Below are 13,179 nucleotides of genomic sequence, written 5' to 3'. Positions count from 1 at the left end.
GATGAGCAGTCGCAGTAATGCAGCCAAGCAGGTGCTGACCTCTCCCATCTTTGCCAACAACCCGGTCGCCATGCAGGTTCTGGGTGTCTGTTCCGCCCTGGCGGTGAGTAACTCCATGGAGACCGCAGTGGTGATGACCCTGGCGGTGACCTTTGTACTGGTGTTCTCTAACCTGTTTATCTCGCTGATACGCAACTTCATCCCCAACAGCGTGCGCATCATCGCCCAGATGACGGTGATCGCCTCTCTGGTGATTGTGGTGGACATGGTGCTGCAGGACGTGGCCTATGAGCTGTCCCAGAAGCTGTCGGTGTTTGTGGGTCTGATCATCACCAACTGCATCGTAATGGGACGGGCGGAAGCCTACGCCATGAAGAGCGGACCGCTGATGTCGGTCATCGACGCCCTGGGCAACTCCCTGGGCTATGGCGTCATCCTGGTTGGGGTGGGCTTCGTTCGCGAACTGTTGGGCGCAGGCACCCTCTTCGGTCATGAGGTGATCACCACCACAGAGAATGGCGGTTTCTACCTGGCCAATGAGATGTTCAAGATGGCCCCCAGCGCCTTCTTCCTTATCGGCCTGATGATCTGGGGCCTTCACGTGATTCAGAAGCGCAAAGGCTAAGGAGCGAATATGGAACACTATATCAACCTGTTCGTTCAGGCTGCCTTTATCGACAACATGGCCCTCTCCTTCTTTATGGGGATGTGTACCTTCCTGGCGGTGTCGAAGAAGGTCTCCACCTCCTTCGGCCTGGGCGTCGCGGTGGTGGTGGTGATGGCCCTGGCCGTTCCGGTTAACCAACTGATCTACGTGAACTTCCTTAAACCTGGCGCCCTGGCGTGGGCGGGGATGCCGAATCTGGATCTCAGCTACCTTAAGCTGATCACCTTCATCGGTGTTATCGCCGCCCTGGTACAGATCCTGGAGATGGTGCTGGACAAGTACGCCCCGGCGCTCTACCAGACACTGGGGATCTTCCTGCCGCTGCTGACGGTAAACTGCGCCATCTTCGCCGGGGTGATCTTCATGGCTAACCGCGAATACAACATGACCGAGTCCGTGGTGTTTGCACTGGGCTCCGGCTCCGGTTGGGCCATGGCCATCGTACTGCTGGCCGGCCTGAGAGAGCGGATGAAGTTCTCTGCCATCCCCGAGGGGCTGCAGGGTATCGGCATCACCTTTATCTCCACCGGACTGATGGCACTGGGCTTTATGGCCTTCGTGGGCATCGCCCTGTAACCCAATTTGTGACGATTTAAGAAGGTAACGCGATGGAAATGGCAATCGGCATCAGCATGTTCACCATTGTGGTGTGTCTGCTGGTCGCGGTGATCCTTATCGCCAAAAGCAAACTGGTCGCCTCTGGCGACGTCACCATCGGCATCAACGGCGACCCGGATAAAACGGTCAATACGCCAGCCGGTGGCAAACTCCTGGGTGCCCTGGCGGGCCAGGATATCTTTATACCCTCCGCCTGCGGCGGCGGCGGCACCTGCGGCCAGTGCCGGGTGCATGTGAAGTCCGGTGGTGGCGAGATCCTGCCCACCGAGCGGGACCACATCACCAAGAAGGAGGCCAAAGAGGGCTGTCGTCTCGCCTGCCAGGTGGCGGTGAAGGACGATATGGAGCTGGAGATCGAAGAGGAGATCTTCGGGGTGAAGAAGTGGGAGTGTGAAGTTATCTCCAACGACAACACCGCCACCTTCATCAAGGAGCTGCGCCTCAAGGTGCCCGAAGGGGAAGAGGTGCCCTTCAAGGCCGGTGGCTACATCCAGATTGAAGCCCCGGCCCACAAGGTGAACTACGCCGACTTCGACATCCCGGAAGAGTACCGCGACGACTGGGAGAAGTACGAGCTGTTCCAGTTGGAGTCCGTGGTCGAAGAGGACGTACTGCGCGCCTACTCCATGGCCAACTACCCGGATGAAAAGGGCCTGATCATGCTTAACGTGCGTATCGCTACGCCACCGAGCAACGACCTGCCCCCGGGCAAGATGTCCTCCTACATCTTCAACCTCAAGGCCGGTGACAAGGTGGTGATCTCCGGGCCCTTCGGCGAATTCTTCGTCAAAGAGGAGAGCGAGGCGGAGATGATCTTCATCGGTGGTGGTGCCGGCATGGCGCCCATGCGCTCCCACATCTTCGACCAGCTTAAAGCGAAGAAAACCAAGCGTAAGATGAGCTTCTGGTACGGTGCCCGCTCGGTGCGGGAGATCTTCTACCAGGAGGACTTCGATGGCCTGGCAGCGGAAAATGACAACTTCCACTGGAACGTGGCCCTGTCCGATCCCCTGCCCGAGGACAACTGGGATGGCTACACCGGCTTCATCCACAATGTGCTCTACGAGAACTACCTGAAGGACCACAAGGCCCCTGAGGATTGCGAGTTCTACATGTGTGGCCCACCGGTGATGAACGCCGCGGTGATCAAGATGCTCAAAGACCTGGGCGTCGAAGACGAGAACATCCTGCTGGATGACTTCGGTGACTGATTAGGGGGCACCCTGCTGGGTGCCCGGATTTGGAGACAAGCTATGACCGCCTTTGCCACCACCTTTGCCATCATGCTGCTGGTGATCCTGATGATGTCCGTCGGCTACCTGTTCAGGCGCAAGACCATTGCCGGTTCCTGCGGTGGCCTGGGAGGCGTCGGTATCGACAAGGTGTGCGACTGCCCTGAGCCCTGCGACAAACGCAAGGCGAAGATGGCCAGGGAGGCGGAACTGGCGCGCCGGGAGCGCTTCCTCAAGGAGCGCATTCTCTGAATCTGCCCCGAATGAAATAAGGCACCTTGCGGTGCCTTTTTTATTACTTAATCAATGGACTTCATTTCTGACGTCGATGGATTTCTGATACCCTGACCTCTGATTTTCGCCACCTTTGTCCTCTGGAGACCCAATGAAGTTTGCTGTGCCCCTGCTGTTGTCGCTGACTGCCCTAAACGCTGCGGCCCAGGTGCTGGACCTCTCCATCGAAGTGGTGCTTCCCGGTACCCTACCCATGCAGCTGGACGCCCGAGTGCCCATCAATCAGTGGAGCGATCACCAGTTGGGCGACTACCGCCTCTCTCTGCAACCCAGCACCCACAACGAACAGATCACCGTAGACGCGGTGCTGACCAGTGGCGAAGGCGAACGCCTGAACCAGCTGCTGATGCCAGCGGTGGTGATCAAGGTGGGCGAACAGGGGAAGATGGAGCTGGGTGAACCGCCCAGGATGCTGAGCTTCAGTGTCGGTGCCGAACTGGCGGAGTGATTCAACTGACCAGATAAAAAGGGCCGCATCATGCGGCCCTTATCATTAGCGAGTGTTCTTTACAGCACTGGCAGGTAGGTCAGAACGCGGTAGTCGCGCTCCAGTTGTCCATCCAACAACTGTTGTACAGTTTCACCACTGCCCAACTTCTGATCCATCAGTGCCGCATGATCTGTCTTAAACGTCTCGATCTGCATGATCCGAGTCATCAACTTCATAGCTAAAACGTTTTGAGAAGTTGCGGCATAGATACGACCGTTATAGGCAACTTTGGCTTTTACATCCAGGTAGGAATCATCCCAGTGCACACCCACATATTCACGCCACTTGCGCGCCTTCTCATAGCCCTGGTAATCACTATCACGTGACGCGTGCTTGACTTGGCGTAGTATCATCTCCAAAAGATTGCTTTTGCCCTTGGGGTATCCATAGCGATCGGTGTTGAAGCCGAAGTAGCGAGCGACGCTGCGAGCATAGTTGGGCAGAGGCTCAATGCTCTGGTCGGCAAAGTCAACAAACTCAGGCAGGTACTTGTCCAACTGGCCGCTGGCGCCACAAAACTCGGTTGCTACAGGCTGGCCACCGTAGGTCAAACCTGGTCCATCGGCCATAACCATCTTACACAGCATGTCCTCAAACACAGGTTGTACCGCAGGCAGGTCCACCAGAGCCTTATAGCCGCGGCTGGTGCTGCTGCGTGGCGTAGTCCGGGACACCAGGGCGCGCACCGCCAGCAATTTGTCCGGCCATACCCCCAGGACATCACGCTCGTTCACATAGGGGTGATTGGGTGAAGACTTGGGGGCCTTCATACCGTTGAGCAGGCGACCGGAGAACTGTACGTCGCTGATGTACAGCTGAGTCTGGAAGTTGGGATTGATCTTGGACTTGAGGATCAGCTCCTTCAGCGCCTCGGGAGAGTCGGAGTACTGACTGATCACTTCGCCAGGCTGAAGCTTGAACTCCAGGTCATTGGAGTTGAAACGGTAACTCTCCAGCACATCGGCAAAGTTGTAGCTGGTTTGCAGGGCGACGGCATCACCGTCGATCCAGTTGTAGGTTACCTTAACCGTGGCATCGTTCTCTCCCATCAGGGTCAGGAACAGGTCACTGGCGTGGTCTACCGCGCGCTGACGCTCACAGTACCAGGCGTCCTGACCGGCAGCGGCTTTCTCGGCGCAATCCTTGGCAAAGTAGTTCTCTGGCAGGCTGAAAATCTCTTCCAGGAAGCTCACATCCTCGACGAACTGACGAATGTCATCAAACAGACGCTTGCGACGAACCGCGTAGCTCAGAGAATGATCCTCATAGAGGTACTGGCGGTTATGACGCAGGTTGCTGGTCTCGTAGCTGTCCTGATAGCGCTCAATGTAGAAGTCGGCAATCTCCTCCAGGGTACCGCCAGCGTCGCTGCGGTTACAGTTGGAGTTGAGGGTGACGTGACCATCGGTACAGAAGTTGTAGCTGCGCAGGTCGTACTGCTGAGCCACATTGTACAGTGCACCGAAGCGGGTTTCGCCGTTGACGATGCCCTGGGCCAGCTCATCACGTCGCTTGGCGTCCTCCTCTTTGAGGGAGACAAACTCGCCGTCCTTCTTCTCCACCTCACGAGCGTAGGCAAAGCGCAGGGCCGCCAGATCGTAGGGCTCGAAGGTAGTGGCAAAGCGGTTGACGTTGTAGTCCATCTGGCTGGAGAACTCGGCATTCACCGTCAGGTCCGGGTAACCGGCTGCGGTAAAAGCCTCATCCATCATCGCCATCTGCTCTTCGGTGAACAGATTCTCCTTGTCAGTGCTGCCGGAGAAGTTGTGGCGCAGACCAAAGTTGTGACCCAGTTCGTGGGTCAGGGTGCCGGCGAAGGCCTGAGCCGCCAGCTTGGTGGTCAGCTCATTCTGCAGGCCCACAGGCAGGGTTTCGAAGGCAACCAGCTTGCTGCCCACTTCACCGTTCTCCCACAGCTCGGCGCGCTTCCAGTCGATTTTGTGATCCTTGATGCCCGCCGGCAGCTGACGAGCGGCTCCGCCCACAGCATAGACATTGTCCAGGTGCATCATGGTGTTTTCAGACCAGTAATCCCGTGTTTCGCGATCGTAGTCCACCAGCTCATCGAACTCCTGGCTCTCCTTCACCAGCTTGGGCAGAGTGGTGGCCTTGGCCAGCAGAGTCTCCTCGGGCTGTTCGAAGTTGGCGGCCTCAACCTTATCCGCAGGCGCCGGCTTGCCAGCATCAACGTCGTTGCTGTTCTTGTACTCAACACCGGTCAGGGCGGTGGCGGTTTCCGCGTCCAGGCGGCCACGGTTGTAGTCCAGACGCACCTGGCGGTAGTAACGCACCGCACCCTGCTTCAGGTTGGAGCTGTACTGGTTCACCCGGCCACTGACGATCTCACCGGTCAGGGGGTTGGCCGCAGAGGGGCCGTAACCGGCCAGACCGTTGTCCAGGGGCTGATCGAACAGGGTGATGTGGCTGTAACGCAGGTCGCCGTGACGCTTGTCATTGGCCTGCTCCAGCTTGATCTCCGGGAAACCGGTCTTGAACAGCTTGTTCTGAATGTTGATGGCGGTGACACTTTCGTTGGCCGCATCCAGATACGCCTTGTTCTTGGCATCGAAGAAGTTGTTGCTCAGGTAGTAGGTGATGCTCTCCTTGGCAGGGTTGAAGCGATTCATGTAGGTGCGGACATAACCATCCACACCATCGCTGTCGGTGGCATCACGATAGTGATGATCCGAGGTGAAGTAACCGTAGGTACCCCGCTCATCCTCACTGTAGGGAATAGCCTGATAATCAGGACTGGCCAGCTTGTCCACCGCCACAATGGAGATGTACTCGGTGGTGGTGAAGGAGAGGTTGTCCAGGCTGCCGTTGTAGAACTGGTTGATACAGGACATGGTGGCCTGATAGGTGTGCTCAACCTCAAAGTTGATCACACCGGAGTCCAGGTCCATCTCATACCCTTTCCAGCCATCGGCACGAACCAGGCGAGGGTCCTCTGTTTCGGTCACGCACTCACCGAAAGTGAAGATATCCTCGATGTTCATCTCGGCCACTTTGGCATCTTCAAACTGAGGAATAAAGTAACGCTTCTTGTCCCAGGTCAGGTCAGCGTCCTTGTTCTCTTCCTCTTCGTTGATGCACTCGCGCCACTTGTCCTCGGTGCACTTAAAGTCGATGTACTTACCAGGGATGGTCAGCACTGGCGCCTGGTTGATGTCGGTCTGCCAGCGGCTGTCGTGCCCCAGACCAATGCTGTCACGATCGATCTGACGAACCTGGATGCCGTTTTCGGTTTTTGCCAGGCTCACCAGTTTTGGGTCGCCCTGGGTAAATCCGCGGATAGCGGCAGCATAGCGAGGGGCCTGCCCCACGCTTCGGATGTAGAGATACTGGCGCTCACCGGCTTTTTCAATGGCCGCAGTGGTTATCTGCTTCTCATCTTTGGGCAGCTCCTTGTAGGGCTCCTCGCCCGCCCCGCAACCAGACAGCGCCAGGGCACTGGTGATCGAGAGGCACAAAAGAGATTTATTCATCATATCCTCTTAGCTTGATTGCCTTAGAAATATTGTGTTATCGAAAGAGTGAAAGTTGAGCTTCGTTTATTGAAGATCTCAAACTCCTGAGAGGGCCCCCTATCGGGGTTATAGAATCGGCCACTGTTGTTGTGAGCCACAGCAAGAATCAGATTCTTATTAATCTCCCAACCTAACTCCTGAGCGAAGAAGAACTGATCATCCAGTTGCCTGCCATAATAGTTCTCACTCCAGATATGCTGATAGGTCATCTCCAGGTACCAGTCAGGGTGGAATTGCCATAGGGCGTCTGCCACAACATCATAGCGATGCTCGGTTAAAACCCGCCCGCCTGAGGTCTTATATTTGTAATCGTTATACCTGTATCTTGGAGAGACATAGAGATACCAGTTATCACTGGGATTCCAATATAAGTAACCGGCAATTCTGAATGCGTATTCAAAATGATCCAGTTTGGAATAGTGGTTACCGGGAAGAATCGCAGCAAGACTTCCTCTTAGAGACCACTTATCATCAAACTCATATTTGTTGGTCCGAAACTCGATCATCGGGTCATAGAAAGTCGACTCCTGTCCATGCAGAGTTTCCTGCTCGCCGCCCACGGTAAGGCGGTACTGGCCATAATCTGTCTTATAGCCCAGCCTGGCGTTCATATAGAAGGACTCATACGCATGGTATGAGTCTGAGCTATATACGTTTCTGGTGTATCCACCACCAACATATCCGGACCATCGAGAGGGCTCATCCTGAGGCAGGTCATAATCAATGGCCGCGGAGACTGCGGCCGTCCAAAGCAGCATGGCTCCAGCCAGCAGTCGGCCCCCCACAAGGCTCCGGCGTCTGGCAGAGACGAGTAACTGTGTTGATTGCATAGCTCAACCTATTATTGTGAATATTTAGTACAAACAGAACCGTCAAAACGCGATGGCAAGCCTTCAGTTGACAGCAAATTTGATATTTTTTGGGCGCAAAAAGCCGGGCAGCAGCCCAAGAAAGACCACTGTCTAAAATATGATTTATCTTCATTTATGAATCAGCAACCCAATGAGGACAGCGAGACCACAAGATAAATATTATCGTGTGGCTGACCAGTTGAAGATCGTCGAGCGTTCAGCCTGACTAAGCCGATTACTATTTGAAGCTCAAACAAACAGCGCAGACAAAATTTCGCTCCACGCCTACATTAATAAGATTTTTCTAAACAACATTAAGATTGATTATCTGAATCTAATTTATTGGCTGGGGAATATATCATTGTTACCTTTATTAACATTTTATCTTATGTAATAAGGTAGACCATCTGTTACTCACCAATAATTAAATTCATTTCAATGCTTTTTTAACCTCAAAAAAAACAGCAGTTTTGAATTCTAGTTTGCTGCACAACAAAGCGTCAAGACAACTGCATCCCCTGCCGCCTTTATTTCACATCAAGTTCCAAATAATGTGAGCATTCGCACCAAAATACCGCAACATAGTAAGAGTTGGTAAGGGGCAGGCAACATCGAGGACACCCAGCCGCAACCAAAAACAAACATGAGAGATGGAAACACCGGATCAACATACGATTTTCGAAGGAAAAGCGGACGACCGCTTTCTCACCTTAAGAGCTCGGACCTTTGTCAGGGCCCCTCCCTTCCCCTTGGGTGGATCACTCTGGAAAACCAGCACGAAAGCCCTTAAGATAAATGAGAATCAATATCACCTGGGCATGTACAGTGTCATCATTGAAGAAACTAAAGAAGCTGGTCAAAGCGGGTAAGTTTCAGAAACGCATCGCCAGGGCCGAACAGCCTCTGCGGAAGCTCCATCCCGAGCTCAGGGCGATCACCCTGCAAGCTGGACAAAGCGCAGTGCGAGAACTGATGGCACCACTGACCCCATTGCTCAGTTGGTTTGATGAAGGAGGCACAGGCCGCTCCTTTGCGGACTCACACTCTCCTCGAATTCAGTCAATACAGCAGCCGGCCCGTACCCTGTCCATGCTGCCGCTGAAATCTCCGCCCTGTAAGCACTGTCCCGCGCTGATGGGTGGGCATTGCAAATGTGCCGTCAAGAAGTTTGCCGGCTAAGATAGGAGCAGGCACAAAAAAACGCGCTACTCGGAGCGCGTTTCTTCAACTCAGTCTCAGGCAAATGCCAGGGCCTTTATCATGCCCGGCCCCACCAGGCGTTTCAGCGCCAGAACCGCCACCCCTTTCATCAGGGAACGTGACCCACTGCGCACCGCATTCTCCACAAAGGCGTTGCGACTGTCTGAGCGCAGCCACCCATGACTCTCCACCGTCTCCAGCAGATCATCTGCGGTCAGCTCGTTGTGATCGAACATCAGGGTCACCGAACCGGCATAACGACGATGTCTAACCTCAAGCACCGCATCGATCTGACGCAGTTGATCTGCCAGCGCCTGCACTTCGGCAGGGTTGTTCAGAATATAGTCTGAGCGAATTCGCAGGCGACGATCCGTTTTGTGGATATAGGTCGACATCACAACACCATGAATGAGACTGATTTTCATTTAATGTATCTCATCATTCCCTGAAACTCAAAGAAAAATCGACAGCCTTGGGGCAATATCACAAAGCCAGTGATGAGATTGATTTTTATTTGCCATTCGGCCTTGTTTGCAGCAAAACAAGAGGGTCTTTTTGACCTCGCGCAATTTTCTCTGGATATCCACATGCCAGAATCGAGCCCTTGCCACTAGCGAAAGTGATTGAACATCATGCCTAACACGGCCACAGAAATAGTAAAGCTCAGGCAGTGGGTCCACGTCGCCCACCACATTCCTGGCCGAATTCGGCTTAAGTTCAACTCGGCACTGGTCACCCAAATGGCCAGGTTTAAAACCGAGCAGATTATGGAGCAGGCGGATCGCCTGCCCCCACTGAAACGGTTCCAGCTCAATACCGGCTCCAACAGCCTGATCCTGGAGTATGACCACAGCACCATTCATCCCGGTTTACTGGACAGGCTCTTCGGCGAATGCCAGATGGGCGCCGAGCAGGCGTGCCAGGAACTGATCGACCTTTTAGCGCCACACTACCAATAAGGATGGTTGCATCATGAATAACAAAGACGAGCAAAACATGGCTTACCCCCCATACGGTTATCCTCCTGTGTGGCCCCCTCATCCCATGCATGGCTACCACCCCCATCCCATGCACGGCTATCACCCCCATGCCATGCCACCCCAGGGCTATGGTGTGCCGCCTCAGGGCCAGCCACAGATGCCCCATGGCTATCCGCCGCACCACCATGGCATGCCTCCACACGGCGGCCACCATGATCACCACCACAGCGATCCACTGATGGCTCAGTCTCAGCAGATGCTGGAGGGGCTGATGGGTGACCAGGCAGGCATCTTCAAGGATCTGCTGCACAAGCTGGGTGTGGACGACAAGGAGTTCTGGAAAGGGGCGATGATTGGCGCCGCCGCCGCCCTGATCCTCAGCAATGAGAACGTCCGCGGCAATCTGATGAGTATGCTGGGTAACGCCGGTGACCTGCTGAAAACCGGCACCGACAAGGTAAAGCAATCCGCTACCCAGACCGCCTCCAATGTCAGCAGCAACGTCTCCATGGGCACCGATGTATTTAAAGACACCCTGGCCGCCGGTAAGGCTGGATTCAAAGAGTCCGTCGAGCGCCACCGTTCTCCCGAGCCTCAAGCCGCACCGCAGCATGAGCCTGCCCCTGAAGCCCCTGCGGAGCCTCAGGTAAAGGCTGAAACCAATGAGTAACAGCTCTCGAGAGCTGAGTCCCGCCAGCCGGGCGATGATCGCCAGCGCCCTGCTGGGAGGCACCGCCTCCGCCGCAGGGCAGTGGAGCGCCTATCAGCGCGGCGAGCTGCAAGTGAATGAGCTTGCCGCCAAGACGCTGAAAGATGCCGCCAAAGCGGGAGTTGCAGGAGGCATGGCCACCGCCGTTGCCGGTCACATGGCCGGACGCCCCCTGTTGTCGCTGGCCACTGTATTGTGTGCCGGGGCCGCCAGCCTCTACCTCATCGATGAATTAACGGACAACTCCAATGAAGAAAGTGCCTAACCCTTACTACCCCTACGGCTATCAGCCGCAGCAGCCCTATCCGCAGCAGAACACTCGCACCCACTTCGTCTCTGGCCTGGTGGCCGGTGCCGCCGTGGCCTACCTGCTCTCCAACAAGAAGGTACAACAGGGCGTGGCCTCGGCGGGCAACCGTGCCTGGTCCACGGTGCGTGGCGAAGTGGAAGAGCTCAAGGAGCGCCTGGAAGACACTCAGGCAGAGCTGGAGTACTACCGCAACCTGCACAAGGAGCAGTGATGACTCAGTTTGTGGTCAAACACCACATACCTGGACGCATCCGCCTCAAGATTGAGCTGCTGGCTTCCCTTAAAGGGTGCGGCGACTGGCTGAAAAGCGGACTGCTCTCCCTGCAGGGGGTGCACTCTGTCCGCCTGAATGAGTATGCCCGCTCCCTGGTGATTGAGTACGATCATCAGTTGCTGGAGCCCGCCGACATTCAGAGCAGGCTGGAATCCCTGGACTGGCAAGCGGTGGAGCGCATTGACGACGAGCACCAGTACACCCGCGGCGACATCGCCCTCAACCTGATGGGCTTTCTGGCCGCAGGGCTGCTGCCTAAACGCTACGCCTCCCTGAGCACCGCCGCACTGATCACCCCAACCCTGGAGGCGGGGGTGGCACAGCTGAAGGATCGGACCCTGGGCGTGGAGGTGTTGGATGCCTTTGCCATCGGCCTCTCAGCCTGGCGGGGGGATCACAAAACCGCCATGCTGACCCAGACCCTGCTCTCCACCGGCGAGTACATGGAGCAACTCACCAGTCGCAACAGCGACAAGTTGCTGGCCGAGCTGATGCAACCCAAGCACACTCAGGTGTGGGTCATCCGCGACGGTCAGGAGATACAGGTCAGTTCCGAGTCCCTGACCGAGGGCGAGCTGGTTCGCCTTGGCCCGGGGGAGATGGTGCCCGCCGACGGCGTGATCACTCAGGGAGAGTGTCTGGTCAATCAGGCATCGCTCACCGGAGAGTCGGTTCCCGTGCGCCGGGAGGACAGTGCCTACCTCTACTCAGGTACCGCCATTCACGAGGGGAATGTCACCCTTAAGGTGGAGAAGGTCGGCTGTGACACCACCACAGCCCGCATCGCTGCCATCATCGCCCAGTCTCTGGGAGAGAAGAGTCAGACTCAACTTGCAACTCAGGAGATGGCCGAGCGCCGGGTGAAGATCACCCTGGCCATCGGCAGCGCCGTCTTTGCCATGACCGGCGATCTGGAACGTCTGGCGTCGGTGTTCCTGGTGGATTACTCCTGTGCCCTGAAACTGTCCACGCCGGTGGCCTTCAAGTCAATGATGTACCGCGCAGCCAAACAGGGGCTGCTGCTTAAGGGCGGTCGGGCCATGGAGAACCTGGCAGAGGTGGATACCGTGGTGTTCGACAAGACCGGAACCCTGACCTACGGGGATCTGGAGGTGACCGACGTCATCTGCCTGCGCGAGCAGGAGAACGCCCGGGAACTGCTGGCCATCGCCGCCTCAGTGGAGGAGCACTGCAACCATCCCCTGGCCCAGGCTGTGGTCAATGCCGCCAAACATCATGCCCTGCCCCACATTGAGCATGGCGAGGTGGAGTATGTGATCGCTCACGGCCTGAAGAGCTCCATCGATGGCCATCCCCTGGTGATTGGCAGCCGCCACTATCTGGAAGTTCACGAGCAAGTGGACTTCAGTTCCCTGGAGCAGACCATTGCTCAGCTGGAAGCGGAGGGCAAGCACATGCTGTTCCTCGCCAGCGGCAACCTGCCCATGGGGGTCATTGGCCTGCGCGATACCCTGAGGGAAGAGGTCCACGATGCACTCAAACGGCTGAGGGACAGCGGCATCCGCAACCTGGTTCTGCTCACCGGAGATACCACGGCCAAGGCCCGTCAGGTCACCGAGGAGTTGGGTTTCGATCTCTTCTTCGCCGAAGCCACCCCAGACTCCAAAGCCGATGTGGTCACCAAGCTGCAGCAGCAGGGTCATAAGGTGTTGTTCGTCGGAGATGGTGTCAACGATGCGCCCGCCTTATCGGCGGCCGACGTGGGCCTGGCCATGGCTACGGGCACCGATCTGGCGCACCTGGCTGCCGATGTGGTGTTGATGCAGGACAGCCTGCTGGGCATTGCCCAGGCCAGGGAGCTGTCTCAGGAGGCGATGGCGCTCATTGACAGCAACATCCGCCTGGCGGAGGTGGTCAACAGCGGCATCATGCTGGCCGCGGCCATGGGCTGGTTACGCCCCGCCACCAGTGCCCTGCTGCACAACGGCACCACCCTGGCCGTCATCAGCCGGGCCATTGCCGCCCGCCAGGGATAGCATCAGGGCAACACAACAAGGCCGGAG

At 56.4% G+C, this 13,179-nt stretch carries 14 protein-coding genes; 11 read left to right on the top strand and 3 right to left on the bottom strand.

Features of this window, described 5'->3' with window-relative positions:
* Position 1: 1 nt before the first annotated feature.
* From ACN0RV_RS13545 to ACN0RV_RS13525, 5 genes are all read left to right on the top strand, one after another.
* Positions 2-625 (top strand): NADH:ubiquinone reductase (Na(+)-transporting) subunit D, encoded by a 624-nt coding sequence (locus ACN0RV_RS13545; protein ID WP_028108627.1) that lies wholly within the window; start codon positions 2-4, stop codon positions 623-625.
* Between the two features lie 9 nt (positions 626-634).
* Positions 635-1,243: an NADH:ubiquinone reductase (Na(+)-transporting) subunit E gene (nqrE, locus tag ACN0RV_RS13540; protein WP_417348295.1), complete on the top strand. Its 609-nt coding sequence runs from the start codon at positions 635-637 to the stop codon at positions 1,241-1,243.
* A 32-nt stretch (positions 1,244-1,275) separates the two neighbouring features.
* A complete protein-coding gene (nqrF, locus tag ACN0RV_RS13535) occupies positions 1,276-2,496 on the top strand; it encodes an NADH:ubiquinone reductase (Na(+)-transporting) subunit F (protein ID WP_417348293.1) in 1,221 nt (406 codons plus the stop codon).
* A gap of 42 nt (positions 2,497-2,538) precedes the next feature.
* Entirely contained in the window at positions 2,539-2,769 is a 231-nt protein-coding gene (nqrM, locus tag ACN0RV_RS13530; RefSeq protein ID WP_028108630.1) for a (Na+)-NQR maturation NqrM, read from the top strand.
* Between the two features lie 133 nt (positions 2,770-2,902).
* On the top strand, positions 2,903-3,259 hold the full coding sequence (locus tag ACN0RV_RS13525; protein WP_417348291.1) for a hypothetical protein: 357 nt from the start codon (positions 2,903-2,905) through the stop codon (positions 3,257-3,259).
* 59 nt (positions 3,260-3,318) lie between these two features.
* Here the strand turns inward: ACN0RV_RS13525 and ACN0RV_RS13520 are convergent, their stop codons facing one another.
* Together ACN0RV_RS13520 and ACN0RV_RS13515 are read right to left on the bottom strand one after the other, a co-directional pair.
* Positions 3,319-6,789, bottom strand: a complete 3,471-nt coding sequence (locus tag ACN0RV_RS13520) for a zinc-dependent metalloprotease (protein WP_417348289.1) — start codon at positions 6,787-6,789, stop codon at positions 3,319-3,321.
* Between the two features lie 23 nt (positions 6,790-6,812).
* Positions 6,813-7,442 (bottom strand): hypothetical protein, encoded by a 630-nt coding sequence (locus tag ACN0RV_RS13515; RefSeq protein WP_417348287.1) that lies wholly within the window; start codon positions 7,440-7,442, stop codon positions 6,813-6,815.
* A gap of 1,074 nt (positions 7,443-8,516) precedes the next feature.
* Between ACN0RV_RS13515 and ACN0RV_RS13510 the strand changes: the two genes are divergently transcribed.
* Entirely contained in the window at positions 8,517-8,861 is a 345-nt protein-coding gene (locus ACN0RV_RS13510; RefSeq protein WP_417348285.1) for a hypothetical protein, read from the top strand.
* Positions 8,862-8,917: 56 nt separating this feature from the next.
* On the opposite strand, the gene ACN0RV_RS13505 is transcribed toward ACN0RV_RS13510, so the two are convergent.
* Positions 8,918-9,307, bottom strand: coding sequence for a hypothetical protein (locus tag ACN0RV_RS13505; RefSeq protein ID WP_417348283.1), 390 nt, complete (start codon positions 9,305-9,307; stop codon positions 8,918-8,920).
* A gap of 207 nt (positions 9,308-9,514) precedes the next feature.
* On the opposite strand from ACN0RV_RS13505, the gene ACN0RV_RS13500 reads away from it, so the two are divergent.
* The 5 genes from ACN0RV_RS13500 to ACN0RV_RS13480 are packed head-to-tail and all read left to right on the top strand — an operon-like array spanning position 9,515 to position 13,152.
* Positions 9,515-9,841 carry an HMA2 domain-containing protein gene (locus ACN0RV_RS13500; protein WP_417348281.1) on the top strand — a complete coding sequence of 109 codons (327 nt, stop codon included), beginning with the start codon at positions 9,515-9,517 and terminating at the stop codon, positions 9,839-9,841.
* A gap of 13 nt (positions 9,842-9,854) precedes the next feature.
* Positions 9,855-10,532 (top strand): hypothetical protein, encoded by a 678-nt coding sequence (locus tag ACN0RV_RS13495; protein ID WP_417348279.1) that lies wholly within the window; start codon positions 9,855-9,857, stop codon positions 10,530-10,532.
* The gene (locus tag ACN0RV_RS13490; protein ID WP_417348277.1) at positions 10,525-10,836 is read left to right on the top strand and encodes a hypothetical protein; all 312 of its coding nucleotides are present in this window, start codon (positions 10,525-10,527) and stop codon (positions 10,834-10,836) included. The genes ACN0RV_RS13495 and ACN0RV_RS13490 overlap by 8 nt, the downstream gene beginning before the upstream one ends.
* Positions 10,820-11,092: a YtxH domain-containing protein gene (locus tag ACN0RV_RS13485; RefSeq protein ID WP_417348275.1), complete on the top strand. Its 273-nt coding sequence runs from the start codon at positions 10,820-10,822 to the stop codon at positions 11,090-11,092. Before ACN0RV_RS13490 ends, ACN0RV_RS13485 begins: the two co-directional genes overlap by 17 nt.
* Positions 11,092-13,152 (top strand): heavy metal translocating P-type ATPase, encoded by a 2,061-nt coding sequence (locus tag ACN0RV_RS13480; protein WP_417348273.1) that lies wholly within the window; start codon positions 11,092-11,094, stop codon positions 13,150-13,152. Before ACN0RV_RS13485 ends, ACN0RV_RS13480 begins: the two co-directional genes overlap by 1 nt.
* Positions 13,153-13,179: the final 27 nt, after the last annotated feature.

Origin of the sequence: Ferrimonas sp. (assembly GCF_048263965.1) — a bacterium.
GTDB lineage: Bacteria > Pseudomonadota > Gammaproteobacteria > Enterobacterales > Shewanellaceae > Ferrimonas.
Note: the sequence above shows the minus strand (reverse complement) of the source record. Positions and strands in the feature narration are given on the sequence as shown.